Here is a 19,912-nt window from a genome sequence, read left to right as displayed (position 1 = left end):
GTCAGGAAAGGGCGGTGGGCAAACTTTTCCCGGCCAAAGCTGACGCCCTATTCGGCCAAAGCTGACGCCGCGCTACAGCACCTGTCTGAAACGGGCCCTGCGCCACAACCGCAGAACCAGACGGGCCCCCAAGGCGGCCTCTGGCGGGTGCCCCCCCAGACGAACGATGCGAAGAAAATGGCGCGCCCGAAAGGATTCGAACCTCTGACCCCCAGATTCGTAGTCTGGTGCTCTATCCAGCTGAGCTACGGGCGCGTCGTGGAGGGGCTTCTAGCGGGGGGCGGGGGGCTTGGCAAGGGCGAAAACGATGCCCGGGGTCATTCCGTGTCGAGGCCGGTCTGCTTGGGCAGGGTGATGAGGAACTCGCTGCCCTCGGCGTCCGAGCGCACCAGTTCCAGCCGCCCGCCGTGGCCGCGCACCAGTTCGGCCGCGATGGCCAGCCCCAGCCCGGTGCCGCCCTTGCGCACCCCGCCCTGAAAGGCCGCGAACAGGTTCTCGAGCGCCTTGGGCGGCAGGCCGGGGCCGGTGTCGCCGATGCGGATCCACCATTCGGCATCATCCTCGCCCGCGCCGATTTCCACCGTGCCGGGCTTGCCCGTCGCCTCGATCGCCTGCCTTGCGTTGCGCACGAGGTTCGACAGCACGCGCATCAGTTGTTCGGCATCGGCCTGCAACACCAGCCCCGGGGCCACGTCGACCAGCGCGGTGATCGGCCCCCCGGGGCCCAGCCCCTCACCCTCTGCCACATCCGCGACCAGCCCGCGCAGCGCCACGGGGGCAAGCCGCGGCGGCGGCTCTTCGGCCTTGCCGAAGGCGAGCGTCGTTTCGCACAGGTTGATCGCCCGGGTGATCGAGGCCACCAGCTTGGGCGCCGCCCGGGCCACCGCAGGGTCGGCGCTGTCCTCGATCCGGTCGGCGAAAAGCTGCGCCGTGGTCAGGATGTTGCGCAGATCGTGGCTGATCTTGGCCACCGCGCTGCCCAGTTGCGCCAGCCGTTCCCTTTGCCGCAGCGCGCCGGTCAACTGGGTCTGGAGCGTCTGGAGCGCCTCTTCGGCGGCGCGCAACTCGCGCACCTTGGCGGTGGGCAGGATGACGGAGCGCGCATCCTCGGGCGCGGCGGCATAGGCGGTCATGTGGCGCACCACCCGCGCGATGGGCACAAGGATCAGCCTTTGCGTCGCCAGGAACAGCAGCACCGCCGTCGCCGCCGCGATCATCGCCGACATCAGCAGCGTGCGCAGGCCATAGTCGATCAGCGCCCGGCGCAGGGGGGCGGTTTCGGTGGTGATCTCGATCAGCAACCCCGCCTCGCGCACCGGGTTGCCGATGACGCGGATCACGCCGTTGCCGGGGCGCATCATCACCTGCATCGCATCGCGCACCAGCGTCCAGGCGGTCGAATCGCGCAGGTCGTAGGTCTGTTCCACCGGCCCCGGGATGGGCGAGGACAGCACCAGTTGCCGCACCGCATCGCGCCGCAGCACGACGTTGAACACCCCGGCATTGGCCAGAAGCTCTCGTTCCAGGTCGGCGTCGATCTGCGCATCGGTCGTCAGCAGCGACAGCGAGGCGATCTGCGCCTTTTCCAGCCGTTCGAGCAGCCAGTCCTCGCGGAACCGGGCAACGGCGGGGACAAAGATCAGCACTTCGGCCAAAAGCACGAAAAGCACCGTCAGCGCCAGAAACCGCCCGGAAAGGGAATTGAGAATCATCCGACCGCCGTACCGAAACCGCCCCGCGGGGGCCGCTGTCCCATGCTCGCCCCCCCGTTCGTCCACAGGATTAGCAGAAGGCCCCGCAAAGCAAAGGGCCCAGGCGCCACAAACGCACCCCGGGACGCGCGCGGGGGCGGAAAAATGCGCGCAGGCGAATTGACTTGGGCCCGCAGCGCCCGTAAAGGACGGGCCTCGGATGACTGCGGCCTTCGAATCCCGCCGGGATTTGGGTCGCCCTCGTGTGATGGAGAGCCGCAATGAAGCGCACTTACCAACCGTCGAACCTGGTTCGCAAGCGCCGCCACGGGTTCCGCGCCCGCATGGCCACCAAGGGCGGCCGTCTGGTGCTGGCCGCGCGCCGCGCCAAGGGCCGCAAGCGCCTGTCGGCCTGATCCGGCGGGCCGGCCGCCGGACGACCGGCGCAGGGGGCTGGCAGATGACGGACAAGGATTCGGAGGGGTCGGGGCGCATGGGCGCCGCGGGCCCTTCTGCGCATTCCGCCCCGCCGCGGATCGAGGTGTTGCAGAAGCGCGCCGATTTCCTGCGCGCGGCGCAGGCCCGCCGGCAGGGCACGCCGGGCTTCCTGTTGCAGGCGCGGGTACGGGGCGCGGGCGATCCCCCGGGCGATACGGTGCGCGTCGGTTTCACCTGTTCCAAAAAGATCGGCAATGCCGTGGCCCGCAACCGCGCCCGGCGGCGGCTGCGCGCAGTGGCGCGCGAGGTGCTGCCGGGGCTGGCGCTGCCGGGGTGGGATTACGTGCTGGTCGGCCGGCCCGAGACCACGCTGACCCGCCCCTTCGCCGACCTTCTGGCCGACCTGCGCGCCGCGCTCGCCCGGGTGCATGCCCCGCCCAAGGCCCCGCCCAAGGCCCCGCGATGAGCCCGCTGGCGCATCTCCTCGCCCTGCCGGTGCGCGCCTACCGGCTGTTGCTGTCGCCCTGGGTCGGGCATGGCTGCCGGTTCCAGCCCACCTGTTCGGCCTATGCGCTGGAGGCGCTGGAGCGCCACGGCGCGATTCGCGGCGGCTGGCTGGCGGCATGGCGGATCCTGCGCTGCAATCCCTGGGGGGGATCGGGCTATGACCCCGTACCGGGCGCCGACCCCGACCACGACGCGCACCACCGCTGCGACCGGCACTGACCGGGGCCGGGGGCGCCAAAATCTTTCGCCCGAAAGATTTTGGCGCGGTCCCGCGCAGGGGCCGGCCTAGGCAACCCGCCCCCGATCTGGCATACCCGCCCCATCCCGGACCCGAGGCCCCGATGCTGGACGATACCGACGACATCCACCCGCTGTTCCACGGCGCGCCGAAAAGCACCGAGTTCAAGAAGCTGCGCAAGCGCATCGTGCAATCCGCGCGCGAGGCGATCACGGCTTACGGCATGGCCACCCCGGGCGACCGCTGGCTGGTGTGCCTGTCGGGCGGCAAGGACAGCTATACCCTGCTGGCGGTGCTGACCGAACTCAAATGGCGCGGCCTTCTGCCGGTGGACCTTCTGGCCTGCAACCTCGATCAGGGCCAGCCGGGTTTTCCTGCCACCGTGCTGCCCGAATTCCTGACCCGCATGGGGGTGGATCACCGGATCGAGTATCAGGACACCTATTCCGTCGTCACCTCCAAGATCGCGCCGGGCAACACGATGTGTTCGCTCTGTTCCCGGCTGCGGCGCGGCAACCTCTACCGCATCGCGCGCGAGGAGGGGTGTTCGACCGTGGTTCTGGGCCATCACCGCGACGACATTCTCGAGACGTTCTTCATGAACCTCTTCCACGGCGGGCGGCTGGCGACGATGCCGCCGCGGCTGCTGAACGAAGAGGGCGACCTGTTCGTCGCCCGCCCGCTGGCCTTCGTGGCCGAGGCGGATTGCGAGAAATTCGCCCGCGCGATGGGCTATCCGATCATCCCCTGCGATCTCTGCGGCAGTCAGGAGGGGCTGCAACGCCAGCAGGTCAAGGCGATCCTCGACGGGTGGGAGGCGCGTTCGCCCGGGCGGCGGCAGGTGATGTTCCGCGCGCTGATGAACGCCCGGCCCTCGCATCTGCTGGACCCGGCGCTGTTCGATTTCGCGGGGCTGGCGCGGGCGGAACGCGGCCCGGCGGAACCCGGACAATTTGACGAAAATCCGCCGCGCCTTTTCGCGCGGGATTAACGTTCCGGTCAGGCTCCGGGCGTAACCCTTGGTTGTGCGGCTGGTTCCGCAGACATCCGAAGGGGGTAGCCATGCCGATCGCACTGCGACCACGACTGCGCCGACAGGCCCGGGGTGCCGCGCGCTGGCTGCGCGAACCGCAATTGATGGTGTTCCTGCCGGCGGCGACGCTGGCGGCCTTCTGGCTGGGGGGCGAGCGGATGTTGCTTCTGTCCGCGCTCGGCCTGCCTTTGCTGTTCGCCGTCGCGGGCGCGTTCCGCTTTACGGCCGACGACGGGGGGGAGGTGGCGGGCCCGCGCGGCGATGCCGCCGACACGCTCGACCGCGCGCTGGCCGCGGCGGCGCAGGACGGGCGGACGACCGGCTGTCTGGTGGTGCTGTTCGACGATGCGGCGGCGCTGCTCGACCGGCACGGGCGCAGCGCGCAGTCCGAGGTGATCGAGCGGACCGCGGCCCGCATCGCCGCCGTGCTGCGCCCCTCTGACGCCGTGATCCGGCTGGAGGGCGGGGGCTTCGCCGTCGCGCTCGGCCCGGTGCGGCGGCTGGATCTGGAAACCATGGTGCAACTGGCCGCGCGGTTGCAGGGCGCCGCCGCCGAACCCGTCAGCATCGAGGCCGCGCGGATCTATGTCACCTGTTCCGTGGGCTTCTGCCTTGCCACGCGCGCCCCGGCGCAGACCGGCGCGGCGCTGCTGGATGCCGCCCAGATCGCGGCGGACGAGGCGCTGCGCCACGGCCCCGTCGCGATCCGCGGCTTTTCCGCCGACATGGCGCGCCGCCGCGCCGCCCATCACGCGCTGCGCGACCAATTGGAGGTGGCGCTGGACGAAGGCCAGATCATCGCGCATTTCCAGCCCCAGATCTCTGCCGATACCGGCGCGATCACCGGGTTCGAGACGCTGGCGCGCTGGCAGCACCCCGAACGCGGGCTGCTGAACCCGGTCGAATTTCTTCCGGCGGTCGAGGATGCGGGCCTGTCCGACCGGCTGAGCGAGGTGATGCTGTACCAGGCGCTGGCCGCGCTGGCACAATGGGATCGGGCGGGGCTGCATGTGCCCACCGTGGGCGTGAACTTTTCGGCGGACGAGCTGCGCAACCCCCGGCTCGCCGACCGGCTGAAATGGGAACTGGACCGTTTCGACCTCGCCCCCGAGCGGCTGTCGGTCGAGATTCTGGAAACCGTGGCGGCGCAGACCGACAATGACGTGATCGTGAACAACGTGGCGGCGCTGGCGCGGATGGGCTGCGGCATCGACCTCGACGATTTCGGCACCGGCCATACCTCGATCACCAATATCCGCCGCTTCGCGGTGCGGCGGCTCAAGATCGACCGGTCCTTCGTCACCCGGCTGGACGAGGACCGCGAACAGCAGCGCATCGTGGCGGCGATCCTGTCGCTGGCCGAACGGCTCGGCCTCGACACGCTGGCGGAAGGGGTGGAAACCCGGGGCGAACATGCGATGCTGGCGCAACTGGGCTGCGGGCACCTGCAAGGCTTCGGCATCGCCCGGCCGATGCCGCTGGCGGACACCGACGACTGGATCCGCGCCCACAGCGCCCGCATCGCCGCCATGCCGCGGATCGGCCAGCGCGCGGGCAAGGGATGATCGCGGGGGCGGCCCCGTGCGGGTCTGATCGCCGCCGGGCCGGGCATCCGGGCCCATCCCCCGGGCCCGCACAGGGCCGATTCCCCCCCGCGCCCCCGCCGGACGGGGAATCCGCTTGACCTTTGCGCCCCCCTTCTGTTGAAGCACGCTGACCGGCAAAGGACAGGTGGTGGTCGCGTCATGGACGATCAGAACAAGAATCTCATCCTTGCAACCGCGCTCAGCTTCCTCGTGATCCTGGCGTGGTTCTTCTTCTTCCCCCCGGAGGAACCACCCGCCCCCGCCACGCCCCCCACGGCGACCGAGCTTCAGGGCGCCGCCCCCGGCACCGCCACGCCGCCGCCCGCGGCGGAAGGGGCGGACACCCCGGCCCCCGCCGCGACGGCAGAGGCGCCGCGCGTCGGCATCGACTCGCCCCGGCTCACGGGCTCGATCTCGCTCGTCGGCGGGCGCATCGACGACCTGTCGCTCAAGGGCTATGCCGAAACGCTTGCCCCCGGGTCCGACATCGTGCGCTTGCTGCGCCCGGTCGGCGGGGCGAACGCCTATTACACGCTGTTCGGCTGGGCCCCGGGCGGGACGCTGGATTATGACGACGTGCCGGGCGCGAATACCGTCTGGGAACAGGTCGGCGGCAATACCCTGACGCCCGAAACGCCGGTGGTGCTGCGCTGGACCAATGCCCGCGGGCTGAGCTTCACCCGCACCGTCGCGGTCGACGACCACTACATGTTCACCGTCACCGACGCGGTGGAAAACGCCTCGGACGCCGAGGTGCGGCTGGCCCCCTATGGCATCGTCGCGCGCCATGGCGAGCCCACCGACCTGCAGAACTTCTTCGTGCTGCACGAAGGCGTGGTGGGCCGCACCGACGGCAAGCTGAACGAGATGGACTATGACGACCTGACCGAACTGCCGGTGGTCGAACGCGAGGGCGCGCGCGCCCAGGTGACAGAGGCGCTGGTCGACGGCTGGCTCGGCTTTACCGACAAATACTGGATGACCACGCTGGTCCCCGAACAGGGCAAGCCCTTCACCGCGGTGGTCAAATACGTCCCCTCGGCCGACATCTACCAGACCGAGACGCGCCTGCCCGCGATCACGCTCGCCCCCGGCGCCAGCGCCGAGACCGCGACGCGCGTCTTTGCCGGCGCCAAGGAATGGGAAACCATCCGCCATTACCAGAACGCCGAAGGCATCCCCGGCTTCATCGATTCGATCGACTGGGGCTGGTTCTTCTTCCTGACCAAACCGATGTTCGCCGTGCTGCACTGGCTGCATGCCCAGATCGGCAACATGGGGCTGGCGATCATCGCGCTGACCGTCGTGCTCAAGGCGATCCTCTTCCCGCTGGCCTACAAATCCTACGTCTCGATGGCGCGGATGAAGGAACTTCAGCCGGAAATGGAGGCGCTGAAGGAAAAGGTGGGCGACGACCGGCAGAAGATGCAGGTCGAGATGATGAAGCTCTACAAGGAAAAGAAGGTGAACCCCGCCGCGGGCTGTTTGCCGATCCTTCTTCAGATCCCGATTTTCTTCAGCCTCTACAAGGTGATCTTCGTCACGCTGGAACTGCGCCATGCGCCGTTCTTCGGCTGGCTGCGCGACCTGTCGGCGCCGGACCCGTCGTCGCTTTACAACCTCTTCGGCCTGCTGCCCTGGGGCACGCCGGAACCGGGGACGATCCTTGCGATGGCGTTCATCGGGGTGCTGCCGATCCTTCTGGGGATCAGCATGTGGCTGCAACAGAAGCTGAACCCCGCGCCGACCGACCCGGTGCAGGCGCAGATCTTTGCCTGGATGCCCTGGGTGTTCATGTTCATGCTGGGCAGCTTCGCCAGCGGGCTGGTGCTCTACTGGATCACCAACAACGTGATCACCTTCACCCAGCAATACATCATCATGCGCAGCCACGGGCACAAGCCGGACCTGTTCGGCAACATCAAGTCGGGCTTCAAAAGGAAGAAGCCCGCGAAATGACGGCGTGGCTGGCCCATATCTTCCGCCACCCGATCAAGGGCCACGGACGCGAGGAACTCGCGTCCGTTGTCCTTTCGGCGGGGGCGTCGCTGCCCTTCGACCGCCACTGGGCGGTGGCGCATGCGGCGGCGCGGCTGCGGGACGAAGGCGAATGGGTGCCCTGCACGAACTTTGCCCGCGGCGCCAAGGTGCCCGGGCTGATGGCGATGACCGCCGCGCTGGACGAGGGAAACCGCCGCGTCACCCTGCGCCATCCCGACCTCGGCACCCATGTGCTGAGCCCCGACGACCCCGCCGCCCTGCCCGGCTTTCTGGACTGGGCAGGCCCGCTGACCCCGCCCGACCGGCCCGCACCCACGCATATCGTGCGGGGCGATGTCGCGCTGACCGACAGCCCGTGGCAGAGCGTTTCCATCCTGTCGCTGGCCACCAACCGCGCTTTGGGTGCGGCGATGGGGCGGGATCTGTCGATCCACCGCTGGCGCGGCAACCTGTGGGTCCAGGGGGCGGAGCCTTTCGCCGAATTCGGCCTGATCGGTCAGGAAATCGCCATCGGCCCCGTGCGGCTGCTGGTGAAGGAACGCATCACCCGCTGCGCCGCGACCACGGTCAACCCCGAAACCGGGCAGGTGGATGCCGATACGCTCGGCGCGCTGCAAACGGGGTGGGGGCATCAGGATTTCGGCGTCTACGCCAGCGTGATCGCGGGCGGTACGATCCGGCAAGGCGATGAGGTGCGGCTGTGACCCTGCGTTTCCCCCTTGCCCCGGAACCCGAGGATACCGCGCGCGAAAAGGGCCGGCTGCTGTTCGCGGGCCCCGTCACCTTCGTCAAGGGCGTGGTGGCGATGGCCGGCCTGCCCCCGCCCGACCGGGTGGAGGTCTGTTTCGCCGGGCGGTCCAACGTCGGCAAATCCAGCCTGATCAACGCGCTGACCGGGCGCAAGACGCTCGCCCGCGCATCGAACACGCCGGGACGGACGCAGGAGATCAACTATTTCGCGCTCGGCGAGGACCGCTATCTGGTGGACCTGCCCGGCTATGGCTATGCCGAGGCGCCGGTGGCGGTGGTCGCCAAATGGCAGGCACTGCTGAAACAATACCTCGCCGGCCGCGTCACCCTGCGCCGCGCCTTCGTGCTGATCGACATGCGCCATGGCATCAAGGCGGTGGACCACGAGATCCTGAAACTGCTCGACCGTTCGGCCGTCACCTTTCAGGTGGTACTGACCAAGGCCGACAAGGTGAACAAGGCCACGCGCGAGGCGACCATCGCGCAGGTGCAGGGCGCGCTGGCGGCGCATCCGGCGGCCTACCCGGAAATCGTCGTCACCTCGTCGGAAAAGGGCGAGGGGGTGGAAACCCTGCGCGCGATCATCGCCACGCTCGAATAGCTTGGCAGCGCGCGCCATTGCCGCTACCACGGGGCCCGATGCCCCAACGGACGCCACCCCATGAAGAAGCAGCTTGCCATGATGCGTGATCCCGTCGCCACCGCCCGGACGCTTTCCGAGGCGCTTCCCTATCTGCAACGCTATGCCGGTGCGGTCGTCGTCATCAAGTTCGGCGGCAATGCGATGGGCGACGAGGCCGCGATGGCCGAATTCGCCCGCGACATCGTGCTGATGCGGCAGGTGGGGGTGAACCCGGTCGTCGTGCATGGCGGCGGGCCGATGATCAACGACCTTCTGGGCCGCCTCGGCATCAAGTCGGACTTCGTGCGCGGCAAGCGCGTGACCGACAAGGCCACCGTCGAGGTGGTGGAAATGGTGCTGACCGGGCTGGTCAACAAGCGCATCGTGCAGGCGATCATGGATGAAGGCGGCCGCGCGGTGGGCCTGTCGGGCAAGGACGACGACCTGATGGTGTGCGAGGCCGACGACCCCGAACTGGGCTTCGTCGGCAAGCCGGTGGAAATGAACGTGCAGGTGCTGCGCGATCTCTTCGCCGCCGGGATCATCCCCGTCGTCGCCCCCGTCGCCACCGGCATGAACCCGAACGAGACCTTCAACGTCAACGGCGACACCGCCGCGGGCGCGATCGCCGGGGCGCTGAAGGCCGACCGGCTGTTGCTGCTGACCGATGTGTCGGGGGTCAAGAACGCGGCGGGCGAGGTGATGACCCAGCTGACGCCCGAAGAGGTCCGCCAGATGACCGCCGATGGCGTGATCGCGGGCGGCATGATCCCCAAGACCGAAACCGCGCTGGCCGCGCTGGAAAACGGCGTGCGCGCGGTGGTGATCCTCGACGGGCGCATCCCCAACGCCTGTTTGCTGGAACTGTTCACCGACCATGGCGCGGGCAGCCTGATCCGGTCGACCGAACCGCGGGTGAAGCCGCGCGGGGCATGACGCTGGCCGAAGTCGCGGCGCAGGCGGCGGCGCATGGGCTGGCGGTGTTCGGCGCGTTTCACCCCGTGCCGGAGGATGACGCGCCCGAAGGGGTGCAGACACTGGTCCTGCTCGGCCCCGCCGAACCCGGGTTCTGGGTCCATCTGACGGCGCAGCCCGAATGGGCCGATGGCAAGCCCGACCCGGTGGACCGCTGGTCGCGCCGGGTGATCGGGCGGCTGGCCTGCGACCTGCGCGCCAAGGCGCTGTTTCCCTTCGGCGGCCCGCCGTGGCACCCGTTCTTCCGGTGGGCGCTGCGGTCGGGGCGGGCATGGCAAAGCCCGGTGCGGCTGCTGGTGCATGATACCGCGGGGCTGATGGTGTCCTACCGCGGGGCGCTGGCGCTGCGCGACCGGCTGGTGTTGCCGCCCCCACCCGCACCGCCATGCGAGAGTTGTGCCGCGAAACCCTGCCTGACCGCCTGCCCCGCCGGCGCGCTGACCCCCGCGGGCTATGACGTGCCCGCCTGCCACGCCTTTCTGGACACACCGCCGGGCGAAGATTGCCGTGCGGCGGGCTGCCGCGTGCGCCGGGCCTGTCCGGTCTCGCAAAGCTATGGCAGGATGGCCGTCCAGTCCGCCTATCACATGAGGCAGTTCCATCCATGACACTCCGCCTGATCCTGACCCGCCACGCCAAATCCAGCTGGGACGACCCGCTGCTGCCCGACCATGACCGGCCGCTGAACGCGCGCGGGCAACGGGCCGCGGCGGATCTGGGGCAATGGCTGGCCAGCCGCGGCTATCTGCCGGGCGAGGTGCTGTGTTCCGACGCGCTGCGCACCCGCGAAACATGGGCGGGCATCGCCCCTGCCCTGCCCGCCGCGCCCGAAGTGGCGCTGAAACCCGCGCTTTATCATGCCGGGGCGGATGTGATGCTGGCGGTTCTGCGCCATGCCACGGCGGATTGCGTGATGATGGTGGGCCACAACCCCGGCATCGCCGATTTCGCGCAGCGCATCGTCGCCCGCGCGCCCGCCAGCGCCGATTTCGCGCGCTACCCGACCGGGGCGACGCTGGTCGCGGATTTCAGCGCGGCGACCTGGGCCGAGGTGAAGTTCGGCACGGGCGCGGTGGTGGATTTCATCGTACCGCGCGAGCCGGCCGTCTGAACGGGCTCAACGAAAGGGCGGCGCGTACAGCAGGCCGCCCTGCGTCCATTGCGCGTTCAGCCCGCGCGCCAGCCCGATGGGCGTCGTTTCCCCGATGGTGGCGGCAAAGATCTCGCCATAGTTCCCGCCCGCGGCGATGGCGCGCTTGGCCCAGCCACGGTCCAGCCGCAGCATCGCGCCCAGATCGCCCTCCGCCCCCAGAAGGCGGTTGATTTCGGGGTTCTGGGTGCCCTTCGACATTTCCTCCAGATTGGCCGAGGTGATGCCGTATTCCTCTGCCGCGATCAGGGCGTTCAGCGTCCAGCGCACGATGTCGCCCCATTCGTCATCGCCCTGCCGCACCGCCGGGCCGAGCGGTTCCTTGGAAATGACCTCGGGCAGGATGATGTGGTTTTCCGGGTCCGCGAAAGAGGCGCGCATGGCCGCAAGGCTGGATACGCCGGCGGTGAACACATCGCAGGCATTGGCCAGATAGGGCTTTTCGCTGTCGGCGCCATCCACCGCGACGCGGCTGTAGGTCATGTTGTTGATCTTGAAATAGTCGGCGAGGATCACCCCGGTAGAGGCCCCCGACTGGACGCAGATCCGCATGCCTTCCAGTTCCTTGGCCGAGGACACGCCCAGATCCTTGCGCACCAGGAAACCCTGGCCGTCATAATAGCTGACCCCCGCGAAATCGACCCCGGCGCCCGCGTCATGCGCGAAGGTCCAGGCGGAATTGCGCGCCAGCAGGTCGATTTCCGCCTTTTCCAGCAGGGGGAAGCGGGTCTGTTCCGTGGTCGGCACATAGCGCACCTTGGAGGGATCGCCCAGAACCGCCGCCGCCACCGCCCGGCACAGGGCGACGTCGAAGCCGGACCAGTTCTCGTTCGTGTCGCGGACGGCGAAACCGGCGAGCCCGGTGCTGACGCCGCAGTTCAGTGTGTCGCGGGCCTTCACCTCGTCCAGCGTGGCCGCAGCCGACAGGCCCGCGCCAAGGCCCGTGGCCGCGACAAGCGTGCCGAACAGAACAGATGCTTTCATGCGCGCCTTTCCCGAATCTCCGCCATCGCCCGCCGTCTGTTTTTGCCTTGCTTGCCGGGCGAGGGGACCGCGCGCCCCGTGGGGCGGACGGATGTTGCAGTCTGTGCCGATCCGGCGAATGTCGTCAAGCCTTGCCTCCGTTCCGTCGCGGCGTTGCGGGGCCCGTCAGGCCGCCGCACTTGCCAGCCCATGGAACCGCGCCGCATGCAGGAAATCGCGGTGGCGCAGCGTTTCGGCCGCCACGGCCTCTGCATCCTCGCCCCATTGTTCGGTCTGCCAGGTCTCGTCGATGCGCGAGGCGGCCCAGGCCCCCTCCGCCGTCAGCCGTCCGGCGATCACCGCAAGGCCAAGCACCAGCGAGCCCGAAATCGCCACCAGATCGTGCAGCGCGGCCAGCTGGAACGGCGTCTGCGCCCGCACCGCGGCACCAAGCCGCGCCAGCGCCCCGGGATCCTGCGCACAAGGCACGACACCCGCCGTCCGCGCCAGCGGCGCCGCCAGCGCGCCCCCCGCCCAGTCCAGCAGCGGATCCCAGGCCGCCGCCTGCCGCGCCGCCAGCGCCGCCGGGGCCTCGGCGCGATAGCACAGAAGGTCGGTCTCGCCATAGGCGGCGATCAGGGCGGCCACCTCGTCGAACTGGGGGGCCACCTTGTCGATGGCGGCATTGGCCGACCGGGTGCAGGGCATGGCGGCTGGGTTCACCTCGCCCTCTTGCGCGGCCCATTCGGCCGCCACGGCATGGGCCATCGCCACGGTGGGCAGCAGCAGCGGCGCCTTGGCCGGGGTGCGCACGGGCCTGCCGTCCAGCGTGATGGCAAAGCCCGCGCCCTCTGGCACGACCTCCACCGTGGTCCAGAAACGTTTCGCCTTCCAGCCGCTCATTGCGCGTCCTCATCGGCGAAGGGATCGGCGGGCACGTCGTTTTCGTGCCAGTCGAAGATCTTCCACGTGCGCTGCATGTGATCGGGCAGCGGCGCGGTCAGGGTGAGGCGTTTCTTCGTGACCGGATGGTCGAAACTGATCGAGCGCGCATGCAGATGCAGCTTGCGGCTGATCTCGCCCCCCAGTTGCGCGCCCCAGCCATCGCCCAGGTTTTCCTGCCCGGACCCGCCGTATTTGCCGTCGCCCACGATCGGATGCCCGATTTCGGCCATATGCGCGCGCAACTGGTGGGTGCGCCCCGTCACCGGCACCAGCGCCACCCAGGCCGCCCGCGTGCCGAGCGCCTCCAGCACCGCGTAATCGGTGGTCGCGCGTTTCGCGCCCTCGGTCTGGTCGACCTTGGCCGGGTGGATGCAGCGCATCTTTTCATCCCCGCCCCGCCCCGGCGCCTTCAGCAGGCCGAAGCGGATCGTGCCCATCTTCGGGTTCGGCAGGCCCGCCACGGCGGCCCAATAGATCTTGCGGGTGCCGCGCAGGCGGAACCCTTCGGACAGCGCGCGGGCCACCCGGTCGGTGCGCGCCAGCAGCAGAACGCCCGAGGTGTCCTTGTCCAGACGGTGGACCAGCTTGGGCCGTTCCTTGTAACCGAATTTCAGCGCCTCGGTCAGACCGTCCACATGCCGGTCCCCCTGGCCCGAACCGCCCTGGCTCGGCAGGCCCGCGGGCTTGTTGATCGCGATGATATGTTCGTCCTTCCACAGCACCGCGGCCTGGATCATGCGGGCATCGGCCTCGGTCATACCGGGCACGCGGGGGGCGGCAGGGGCGGGGGCATCGGGCAGCGGCGGCACGCGCACGACCATGCCTTCCTCGACCCGGTCGGCGGCCTTGACGCGCCCGCCATCGACCCGCAACTGCCCGGTGCGGCACAGCTTCTCCACCGCGCCCTGGGTCAGTTGCGGAAACCGCTTGCGCAGCCAGCGGTCCAGCCGCGCGCCTCCCTCGTCCGCCGTCACCGTCAGCATCTGCACGCCGCTCATGCCGGCATCCCCCGCATCAGCAGCACCCCCAGCACCAGCCCCGCCAGCGACAGCGCGACCGAACCCAGCACATAGACCGCCGCCAGCCCCACCGCGCCGCGTTCCCACAGCAGGAAGGCGTCGATGGTGAAGGCCGAAAAGGTGGTGAAACCGCCCAGAATCCCGGTGAGGAAGAAGGGCGCCCACCGCATCAGCCCCCGCGCCTCCAGCCAGACGGCCAGCAGCCCCATCACGAAGCCCCCCAACACGTTGACGATGAACGTGCCCCAGGGGAACCCCGGCCCGAACCAGGCCAGCGCGCCGCGCACGGCCAGAAACCGCGCCACCGCCCCGAGCGCACCGCCCGCCGCCACCTGAAGAACCGCCCCGATCATTGCGCCTACCTGCGGGGCCGCGCGGCGGTTGTCAACTGCCCTGCCCTTCACCGTTGCGCGCGCCGCGCGGACAGTGCCGGGGGCCAGCCCCCGGACCCCCGGGATATTTAAGGACAGAAAGTGAACAGGGCCGCATTTCTGGTCACGAAGCGGATGCGGCTTCACCTTGTCTGAAATACTCCGGGGTCCGGGGCAGCGCCCCGGCCCTGCGCTTTCCGCCGGCACCGCCGCCGGGCGGCTTTCACCCGCCCTGCCGGCGCGCGCGCAGTTTGGCGAAATAGTCGACGCGTTTTTTCAACTCCCGCTCGAACCCGCGTTCGGGGGGCAGGTAGAAGACCGGGCGTTTCATGCCCTCGGGGAAATAGTCCTGGCCGGAAAAGCCGTCCTCGGCGTCGTGGTCATAGGCGTAGTCCCGGCCATAGCCCAGATCCTTCATCAGCCGCGTCGGCGCGTTGCGGATATGCAGCGGCGGGGGCTCCGACCCCGTGCGCCGCGCCTCGGCCCGGGCTGCGTTGTAGGCCATGTAGCCCGCGTTCGATTTGGGGGCGAGCGCGAGGTAGATCACCGCCTGCGCCAGCGCGAGTTCCCCTTCGGGGCTGCCGAGCCGTTCATAGGTTTCCCAGCCCTGCAAGCACACCGCCTGCGCCTGCGGGTCGGCCAGCCCGATATCCTCCACCGCCATGCGCACCAGACGGCGGGCGAGGAAGCGGGGGTCCTCGCCCCCTTCCAGCATCCGCGTGAACCAGTAGAGCGCCGCGTCGGGGTCGGACCCGCGCACGGATTTGTGCAGGGCGGAGATGAGGTTGTAATGCTCTTCGCCGCTCTTGTCGTATTTCGCCGCCCGCCGCATCAGGCGTGCGGCCAGCGCCTCGCGGTCGAGCGGCGCGCGCAGTTTCCAGGCCGTCACCTGCTCGATCAGGTTCAGAAGCGCCCGCCCGTCGCCATCGGCCATGTCCAGCAGCGCCTCGCGCGCATCGGCGGTCAGGGGCAGCGCGCGGCCGAGTTCCTGTTCGGCCCGCTGCGCCAGCCGTTCCAGATCGGCCAGCGTCAACCGTTCCAGCACGATCACCTGCGCCCGCGACAAAAGCGCGGCGTTCAGTTCGAACGAGGGATTTTCGGTCGTGGCGCCGACCAGCGTGATCGTCCCGTCCTCCATATGCGGCAGGAAGCCGTCCTGCTGCGCCTTGTTGAAGCGGTGGATCTCGTCCACGAACAGAAGCGTGCCGCGCCCCTGTTCGCGGCGCAGGCGGGCGGCCTCGAACACCTTGCGCAGGTCGGGCACGCCGGTGAAGATCGCGCTGATCTGGACGAAGGCCAGATCCGTTCCTTCGGCCAGCAGCCGGGCGATGGTGGTCTTGCCCACCCCCGGCGGGCCCCAGAGGATGAGGTTCGACAGGCTGCCCGAGGCCAGCATCGCGCCAAGCGGGCCCTCGGGGGCCAGCACCTTTTCCTGCCCGATCACCTCGGACAGATGACGCGGGCGCAGCCTGTCGGCCAGCGGGCGGTGTGCGGGCTCGGCGGGTTTCTGCGGGGACTGGTCGAACAGATCGGGCATGGCGGGATGCTACGCCCCCGCGCGGCGCGGGGGAAGCCGGGTCAGAGCCGGAACCGCAGCCGGAGCCGCGCACCCTCGCGGATCAGGTCCAGCGTCCAGTTGCGGCTGCGTTCGGCGAGCGCGCGTTCGGCGTCACGGGTCGTCGCGATCTCTGCCCCGTTGATCGCGACCAGCACGTCGCCCGCCTGCAACCCCGCCTGCGCCGCCCGCCCCTCTGCCGCCGTCACCACCACCGTGCCATCGGGGATCGCCGGCAGTTCCAGTTCGGCGCCGAGCGCGGGGTTCATCCGCGCGATGGCAAGCCCGGGCAGCGCGGAGTCGCGGCCCAGGATGCGGGGATCGCGGTCGGGCGTGTCGGGCGGCGGGATCAGCGCGACGCGGGCGGTGTGCTGCGCGCGGTCATGCAGATAGCTCACCTCGACCTCTGCCCCCACCCCGCGCGAGGACAGGCGGTAGAACATTTCCTGCGGCGTGTTGACCGGCGCACCGGCGATCGTCAGCACCACATCGCCCGGCGCCAGCCCCGCCTTGCCGAAGGGGCTGGCGGGATGCAGTTCCACCAGCACCACGCCGTCGGGGCGGGCAAGGCCCATGCCCTCTGCCAGCCCGGCATCCATCGCCTGCGCGTTGACCCCGGCCCAGGGGCGCTGGAACCGCGCCTGCCCGGCCTCTGCCTGCGCCACCACCGCGCGAACGAGGTTGGCGGGAATGGCGAAGCCCACCCCGGCGGACCCACCCGATTGCGTCAGGATCGCGGTGTTGATGCCGACCAGCCGCCCGGCATGATCGACCAGCGCGCCGCCCGAATTGCCCGGGTTGATCGCCGCATCGGTCTGCAGGAAATAGCCCCGCCCGTCGCCCACCGCCACGGCCGACCGCGCCAGCGCCGACACGATGCCCATGGACACCGTCTGCCCGACGCCGAAGGGGTTGCCGATGGCCAGCACCAGTTCGCCCACCTCCACCTCGTCGGAATCGCGCCAGGGCAGCGCGGGCAGGCCCTCGGCATCCTTCAGCCGCAGCACGGCAAGGTCGCTCGACGGATCCGCCAGCACCACCTGCGCCGAATATTCGCGCCGGTCGTTCAGGACCACGGTGATTTCCTCGGCCCGGCCCACGACGTGGTAGTTCGACACCACCAGCCCGTCGCCCGACACGATCACCCCGGAGCCGAGCGCGTTCTGCACCCGCGGCACCGTGCGGCCGAATTCGCGGAACAGCTGGTCGAAGAAGGGATCGTCGGCAAAGGGGCTGACGCGCTGTTCCACCACGCGGCGGGCGTAGATGTTGACCACCGCGGGGGCGGCGGCCTGCACCACGGGGGCGAAGCTGAGGCTGATCTCTGCCCGGCTGGCGGGCACCATTGCGGTCTGCGCGGCCAGCGGCAGGGCGGGCAGCAGCGCCGCAAGGGCGGCGGCGAGGAAGGGGATGGGGCGCATGCGCTTCTCCTGTCGGTGCCGCAGAGGTATGGTGGCGGCGGCTCCGGTGCAAGCCATGGGGCCCGGACAAACGAAAACCCGCCGGGCGCGGGGCGCCCGGCGGGTTCCGGTCGGCCATCGGCCGGGATCAGTCTTCGGCGGCCTCTTCAGCCTCGAGGCGGGCCAGATCGGCGGCACCCTTGGCGGAAGGATCGCGGTCGACGAATTCGATGATCGCCATCGGCGCCATGTCGCCATAGCGGAAGCCCGCCTTCAGCACACGGATATAGCCGCCCTGACGTTCCTTGTAGCGGGGGCCGAGGATTTCGAACAGCCGCTCGACATGCTTGTCCTGCTTGAGCTGCGCCGCCGCCTGACGGCGGGCGTGCAGGTCGCCGCGCTTGGCCAGCGTGATCAGCTTTTCCACGATCGGGCGCAGTTCCTTGGCCTTGGGCAGGGTGGTCTTGATCTGCTCATGCTCGATCAGCGAGCCGGCCATGTTGGCGAACAGCGCCTTGCGGTGTTCATGGGTACGGTTGAGGCGGCGGTATCCGCGGGCGTGACGCATGATGGTCTCCTATCGTCTCGTTTTGCTTTGTGTTGCCGCGGTGCGTTGCCGCGGCGTCGTTGGGGCGGGATTGCCCGGGGTGACGGCCGGGCGGGGGCATGCCCCGCCCGGGCGAAATCAGAACTGGTCCTCGAACCGCTTGGCCAGATCCTCGATGTTCTCCGGCGGCCAGTCCTCGACTTCCATGCCAAGGTGCAGGCCCATGCCCGACAGCACTTCCTTGATCTCGTTCAGGGACTTGCGGCCGAAGTTCGGGGTGCGGAGCATTTCCGCCTCGGTCTTCTGGATGAGGTCGCCAATATAGACGATGTTGTCGTTCTTGAGGCAGTTGGCCGAACGGACCGAAAGTTCCAGTTCGTCCACCTTCTTGAGCAGCAGCGGGTTGAATTCGAGGCCGGTGTCGACCTCGCCCTTGCCGGCCTGTTCGGGTTCGTCGAAGTTGACGAAGATCGACAGCTGATCCTGAAGGATGCGCGCGGCGTAGGCCACGGCGTCTTCGGGGGTCAGGCTGCCGTCGGTTTCCACCTTCATCGTCAGCTTGTCGTAGTCGAGCACCTGCCCCTCGCGGGTGGGTGTGACTTCGTAGCTGACCTTCTTGACCGGCGAGAAGATGGCGTCGATGGCGATCAGGCCGATCGGCGCATCCTCGGGCTTGTTCTTGTCGGCCGCGACATAGCCCTTGCCGGTGGTCACCGTCAGTTCCATGAACAGTTCGGCGCCATCGTCGAGGTGGCAGATCACGTGATCCTTGTTCAGGATCTCGATCCCGTTCGATTCGGAAATGTCGCCGGCGGTAACGATGCGGGGCCCGCGCGCGGAAATCGACAGCCGTTTCGGCCCCTCGACCTCCATACGGATCGCGACACCCTTGAGGTTCAGCACGATGTCGGTGACATCTTCGCGCACGCCGGTCAGGCTGGTGAATTCGTGCAGCACGTTGTCGATCTGCACCGCGGTGATCGCCGCCCCCTGAAGCGAGGACATGAGCACGCGGCGCAGGGCGTTGCCGAGCGTCAGGCCGAAGCCGCGCTCCAGCGGTTCGGCCACGACCGTCGCCACGCGCGACGGATCGGCGCCGGGCCGGACGTCAAGCTGCGTGGGCTTGATCAGTTCCTGCCAGTTCTTGTGGATCATGCGTGTCGCCTCCATTCTTGTCCGCTACCCATGCCCAAAGCGGCGGACGCCCGAGGATCTGAAATGACGCTACGGGCCGCGCCAGAGGCACGGCCCGGTGTTCTAGTGTACCCCTTACACCCGGCGGCGCTTCGGCGGGCGGCAGCCGTTGTGCGCAATCGGGGTCACATCGCGGATCGAGGTGATGGAAAAGCCCACCGCCGCCAGCGCGCGCAGCGCCGATTCGCGGCCCGAACCGGGGCCCTGCACCTCGACCTCGAGCGTGCGGACGCCGTGTTCCTGCGCCTTGCGGCCGGCATCCTCGGCGGCCATCTGGGCAGCGTAGGGGGTCGATTTGCGGCTGCCCTTGAAGCCCATCGTGCCGGCGGACGACCACGAGATCGCGTTGCCCTGCACGTCGGAGATCAGGATCTTGGTGTTGTTGAAGCTGGAATTCACATGAGCAACGCCGGCGGCGATGTTCTTGCGTTCCTTCTTCTTCATGCGGGTCTTGTCGCGTGCCATTCCTCTGCCCTCCGCTTATTTCTTCTTGCCGGCGATCGGCTTCGCCGGGCCCTTGCGGGTACGGGCGTTGGTGTGGGTGCGCTGACCGCGCACGGGCAGGTTGCGGCGATGGCGCAGGCCGCGATAGCAGCCGAGGTCCATCAGACGCTTGATATTGGTCGACACCTCGCGGCGCAGGTCGCCCTCGACGGTGAAGTTGGCGTCGATATGTTCGCGGATCGCCAGCACTTCGGCATCCGAAAGCTGGTTCACGCGGCGCGTCGGCTCGATGCCGACGGCTTCGCAGATCTGGCTGGCGACATGCGCGCCGATGCCGTGGATATAGGTCAGCGCGATGGGAACGCGCTTGCCGGTGGGGATGTTGACGCCAGCGATACGGGCCACGCCTGTCTTCCTTTCGTTGCGGTTCCGTAATCCCGGAACCTTTTTTCACAACGCAAGCCCGGGGACGGCGCCTCGGGC

Annotated in this window: 22 protein-coding genes and 1 tRNA gene; 11 read left to right on the top strand and 12 right to left on the bottom strand. The window is 69.1% G+C overall.

Annotation, left to right across the window (positions count from 1 at the left end):
• Positions 1-178: 178 nt before the first annotated feature.
• A tRNA-Arg gene (locus tag RGD00_RS19415) sits at positions 179-255 on the bottom strand.
• A gap of 62 nt (positions 256-317) precedes the next feature.
• Positions 318-1,712, bottom strand: a complete 1,395-nt coding sequence (locus RGD00_RS19410; protein ID WP_310458927.1) for a sensor histidine kinase — start codon at positions 1,710-1,712, stop codon at positions 318-320.
• A gap of 260 nt (positions 1,713-1,972) precedes the next feature.
• Here RGD00_RS19410 and rpmH point away from each other — a divergent pair, with 260 nt between their 5' ends.
• The 11 genes from rpmH (at position 1,973) to RGD00_RS19355 (ending at position 10,952) form a co-directional block, all read left to right on the top strand.
• Positions 1,973-2,107 carry a 50S ribosomal protein L34 gene (rpmH, locus tag RGD00_RS19405; protein ID WP_023666388.1) on the top strand — a complete coding sequence of 45 codons (135 nt, stop codon included), beginning with the start codon at positions 1,973-1,975 and terminating at the stop codon, positions 2,105-2,107.
• Between the two features lie 44 nt (positions 2,108-2,151).
• Positions 2,152-2,595, top strand: coding sequence for a ribonuclease P protein component (gene rnpA, locus RGD00_RS19400; RefSeq protein ID WP_310458926.1), 444 nt, complete (start codon positions 2,152-2,154; stop codon positions 2,593-2,595).
• A complete protein-coding gene (gene yidD / locus RGD00_RS19395) occupies positions 2,592-2,855 on the top strand; it encodes a membrane protein insertion efficiency factor YidD (protein ID WP_310458925.1) in 264 nt (87 codons plus the stop codon). The genes rnpA and yidD overlap by 4 nt, the downstream gene beginning before the upstream one ends.
• A 122-nt stretch (positions 2,856-2,977) precedes the next feature.
• Entirely contained in the window at positions 2,978-3,865 is an 888-nt protein-coding gene (gene ttcA, locus RGD00_RS19390; protein ID WP_310458924.1) for a tRNA 2-thiocytidine(32) synthetase TtcA, read from the top strand.
• Between the two features lie 71 nt (positions 3,866-3,936).
• Positions 3,937-5,472 carry a putative bifunctional diguanylate cyclase/phosphodiesterase gene (locus RGD00_RS19385; RefSeq protein ID WP_310458923.1) on the top strand — a complete coding sequence of 512 codons (1,536 nt, stop codon included), beginning with the start codon at positions 3,937-3,939 and terminating at the stop codon, positions 5,470-5,472.
• A gap of 180 nt (positions 5,473-5,652) precedes the next feature.
• Positions 5,653-7,452 (top strand): membrane protein insertase YidC, encoded by a 1,800-nt coding sequence (yidC, locus tag RGD00_RS19380; protein WP_310458922.1) that lies wholly within the window; start codon positions 5,653-5,655, stop codon positions 7,450-7,452.
• Entirely contained in the window at positions 7,449-8,198 is a 750-nt protein-coding gene (locus RGD00_RS19375) for an MOSC domain-containing protein (protein WP_310458921.1), read from the top strand. The genes yidC and RGD00_RS19375 overlap by 4 nt, the downstream gene beginning before the upstream one ends.
• The gene (yihA, locus tag RGD00_RS19370; RefSeq protein ID WP_310458920.1) at positions 8,195-8,845 is read left to right on the top strand and encodes a ribosome biogenesis GTP-binding protein YihA/YsxC; all 651 of its coding nucleotides are present in this window, start codon (positions 8,195-8,197) and stop codon (positions 8,843-8,845) included. Before RGD00_RS19375 ends, yihA begins: the two co-directional genes overlap by 4 nt.
• A 78-nt stretch (positions 8,846-8,923) precedes the next feature.
• A complete protein-coding gene (gene argB, locus RGD00_RS19365) occupies positions 8,924-9,802 on the top strand; it encodes an acetylglutamate kinase (RefSeq protein ID WP_310458928.1) in 879 nt (292 codons plus the stop codon).
• Entirely contained in the window at positions 9,799-10,449 is a 651-nt protein-coding gene (locus RGD00_RS19360) for a ferredoxin (RefSeq protein ID WP_310458919.1), read from the top strand. The genes argB and RGD00_RS19360 overlap by 4 nt, the downstream gene beginning before the upstream one ends.
• Positions 10,446-10,952: a SixA phosphatase family protein gene (locus RGD00_RS19355; RefSeq protein ID WP_310458918.1), complete on the top strand. Its 507-nt coding sequence runs from the start codon at positions 10,446-10,448 to the stop codon at positions 10,950-10,952. Before RGD00_RS19360 ends, RGD00_RS19355 begins: the two co-directional genes overlap by 4 nt.
• Before the next feature lie 6 nt (positions 10,953-10,958).
• Here RGD00_RS19355 and RGD00_RS19350 read toward each other — a convergent pair whose 3' ends face one another.
• The 10 genes from RGD00_RS19350 to rpsM all read right to left on the bottom strand — a co-directional run bounded on the left by RGD00_RS19350 (position 10,959) and on the right by rpsM (position 19,834).
• Positions 10,959-11,975: an amino acid ABC transporter substrate-binding protein gene (locus RGD00_RS19350; protein WP_310458917.1), complete on the bottom strand. Its 1,017-nt coding sequence runs from the start codon at positions 11,973-11,975 to the stop codon at positions 10,959-10,961.
• Positions 11,976-12,140: 165 nt separating this feature from the next.
• Positions 12,141-12,857, bottom strand: a complete 717-nt coding sequence (locus RGD00_RS19345) for an ATP12 family chaperone protein (protein ID WP_310458916.1) — start codon at positions 12,855-12,857, stop codon at positions 12,141-12,143.
• A complete protein-coding gene (locus RGD00_RS19340; protein WP_310458915.1) occupies positions 12,854-13,897 on the bottom strand; it encodes an RluA family pseudouridine synthase in 1,044 nt (347 codons plus the stop codon). The genes RGD00_RS19345 and RGD00_RS19340 overlap by 4 nt, the downstream gene beginning before the upstream one ends.
• Positions 13,894-14,271, bottom strand: coding sequence for a fluoride efflux transporter CrcB (gene crcB / locus RGD00_RS19335; RefSeq protein ID WP_310458914.1), 378 nt, complete (start codon positions 14,269-14,271; stop codon positions 13,894-13,896). Before crcB ends, RGD00_RS19340 begins: the two co-directional genes overlap by 4 nt.
• A gap of 241 nt (positions 14,272-14,512) precedes the next feature.
• Entirely contained in the window at positions 14,513-15,826 is a 1,314-nt protein-coding gene (locus tag RGD00_RS19330) for a replication-associated recombination protein A (protein ID WP_310458913.1), read from the bottom strand.
• A gap of 41 nt (positions 15,827-15,867) precedes the next feature.
• The gene (locus RGD00_RS19325) at positions 15,868-17,265 is read right to left on the bottom strand and encodes a trypsin-like peptidase domain-containing protein (RefSeq protein ID WP_310458912.1); all 1,398 of its coding nucleotides are present in this window, start codon (positions 17,263-17,265) and stop codon (positions 15,868-15,870) included.
• Positions 17,266-17,392: 127 nt separating this feature from the next.
• Positions 17,393-17,812, bottom strand: coding sequence for a 50S ribosomal protein L17 (gene rplQ, locus RGD00_RS19320; RefSeq protein ID WP_310458911.1), 420 nt, complete (start codon positions 17,810-17,812; stop codon positions 17,393-17,395).
• A 117-nt stretch (positions 17,813-17,929) separates the two neighbouring features.
• Positions 17,930-18,946, bottom strand: a complete 1,017-nt coding sequence (locus tag RGD00_RS19315; protein WP_310458910.1) for a DNA-directed RNA polymerase subunit alpha — start codon at positions 18,944-18,946, stop codon at positions 17,930-17,932.
• A 114-nt stretch (positions 18,947-19,060) separates the two neighbouring features.
• The gene (rpsK, locus tag RGD00_RS19310; protein WP_310458909.1) at positions 19,061-19,450 is read right to left on the bottom strand and encodes a 30S ribosomal protein S11; all 390 of its coding nucleotides are present in this window, start codon (positions 19,448-19,450) and stop codon (positions 19,061-19,063) included.
• 15 nt (positions 19,451-19,465) lie between these two features.
• Complete coding sequence (gene rpsM, locus RGD00_RS19305) at positions 19,466-19,834, bottom strand: 30S ribosomal protein S13 (protein WP_310458908.1); 369 nt, start codon at positions 19,832-19,834, stop codon at positions 19,466-19,468.
• Positions 19,835-19,912 lie beyond the last annotated feature (78 nt).

The sequence above is a fragment of the Ruixingdingia sedimenti genome, from assembly GCF_031432425.1.
Classification (GTDB): Bacteria; Pseudomonadota; Alphaproteobacteria; order Rhodobacterales; family Rhodobacteraceae; genus Ruixingdingia; species Ruixingdingia sedimenti.
Note: the sequence above shows the minus strand (reverse complement) of the source record. Positions and strands in the feature narration are given on the sequence as shown.

Excerpts from the sequence above, each read along its gene's own strand:
- RGD00_RS19375 (WP_310458921.1), top strand. The coding sequence starts at position 7,449 with ATGACGGCGTGGCTGGCCCATATCTTCCGCCACCCGATCAAGGGCCAC.
- argB (WP_310458928.1), top strand. The coding sequence starts at position 8,924 with ATGATGCGTGATCCCGTCGCCACCGCCCGGACGCTTTCCGAGGCGCTT.
- RGD00_RS19315 (WP_310458910.1), bottom strand. The coding sequence starts at position 18,946 with ATGATCCACAAGAACTGGCAGGAACTGATCAAGCCCACGCAGCTTGAC.
- RGD00_RS19345 (WP_310458916.1), bottom strand. The coding sequence starts at position 12,857 with ATGAGCGGCTGGAAGGCGAAACGTTTCTGGACCACGGTGGAGGTCGTG.
- rnpA (WP_310458926.1), top strand. The coding sequence starts at position 2,152 with ATGACGGACAAGGATTCGGAGGGGTCGGGGCGCATGGGCGCCGCGGGC.
- yidC (WP_310458922.1), top strand. The coding sequence starts at position 5,653 with ATGGACGATCAGAACAAGAATCTCATCCTTGCAACCGCGCTCAGCTTC.
- RGD00_RS19325 (WP_310458912.1), bottom strand. The coding sequence starts at position 17,265 with ATGCGCCCCATCCCCTTCCTCGCCGCCGCCCTTGCGGCGCTGCTGCCC.
- RGD00_RS19410 (WP_310458927.1), bottom strand. The coding sequence starts at position 1,712 with ATGATTCTCAATTCCCTTTCCGGGCGGTTTCTGGCGCTGACGGTGCTT.
- rpsK (WP_310458909.1), bottom strand. The coding sequence starts at position 19,450 with ATGGCACGCGACAAGACCCGCATGAAGAAGAAGGAACGCAAGAACATC.
- ttcA (WP_310458924.1), top strand. The coding sequence starts at position 2,978 with ATGCTGGACGATACCGACGACATCCACCCGCTGTTCCACGGCGCGCCG.
- rpmH (WP_023666388.1), top strand. The coding sequence starts at position 1,973 with ATGAAGCGCACTTACCAACCGTCGAACCTGGTTCGCAAGCGCCGCCAC.
- RGD00_RS19330 (WP_310458913.1), bottom strand. The coding sequence starts at position 15,826 with ATGCCCGATCTGTTCGACCAGTCCCCGCAGAAACCCGCCGAGCCCGCA.
- RGD00_RS19355 (WP_310458918.1), top strand. The coding sequence starts at position 10,446 with ATGACACTCCGCCTGATCCTGACCCGCCACGCCAAATCCAGCTGGGAC.
- RGD00_RS19340 (WP_310458915.1), bottom strand. The coding sequence starts at position 13,897 with ATGAGCGGCGTGCAGATGCTGACGGTGACGGCGGACGAGGGAGGCGCG.
- RGD00_RS19350 (WP_310458917.1), bottom strand. The coding sequence starts at position 11,975 with ATGAAAGCATCTGTTCTGTTCGGCACGCTTGTCGCGGCCACGGGCCTT.
- crcB (WP_310458914.1), bottom strand. The coding sequence starts at position 14,271 with ATGATCGGGGCGGTTCTTCAGGTGGCGGCGGGCGGTGCGCTCGGGGCG.
- rplQ (WP_310458911.1), bottom strand. The coding sequence starts at position 17,812 with ATGCGTCACGCCCGCGGATACCGCCGCCTCAACCGTACCCATGAACAC.
- RGD00_RS19385 (WP_310458923.1), top strand. The coding sequence starts at position 3,937 with ATGCCGATCGCACTGCGACCACGACTGCGCCGACAGGCCCGGGGTGCC.
- RGD00_RS19360 (WP_310458919.1), top strand. The coding sequence starts at position 9,799 with ATGACGCTGGCCGAAGTCGCGGCGCAGGCGGCGGCGCATGGGCTGGCG.
- yidD (WP_310458925.1), top strand. The coding sequence starts at position 2,592 with ATGAGCCCGCTGGCGCATCTCCTCGCCCTGCCGGTGCGCGCCTACCGG.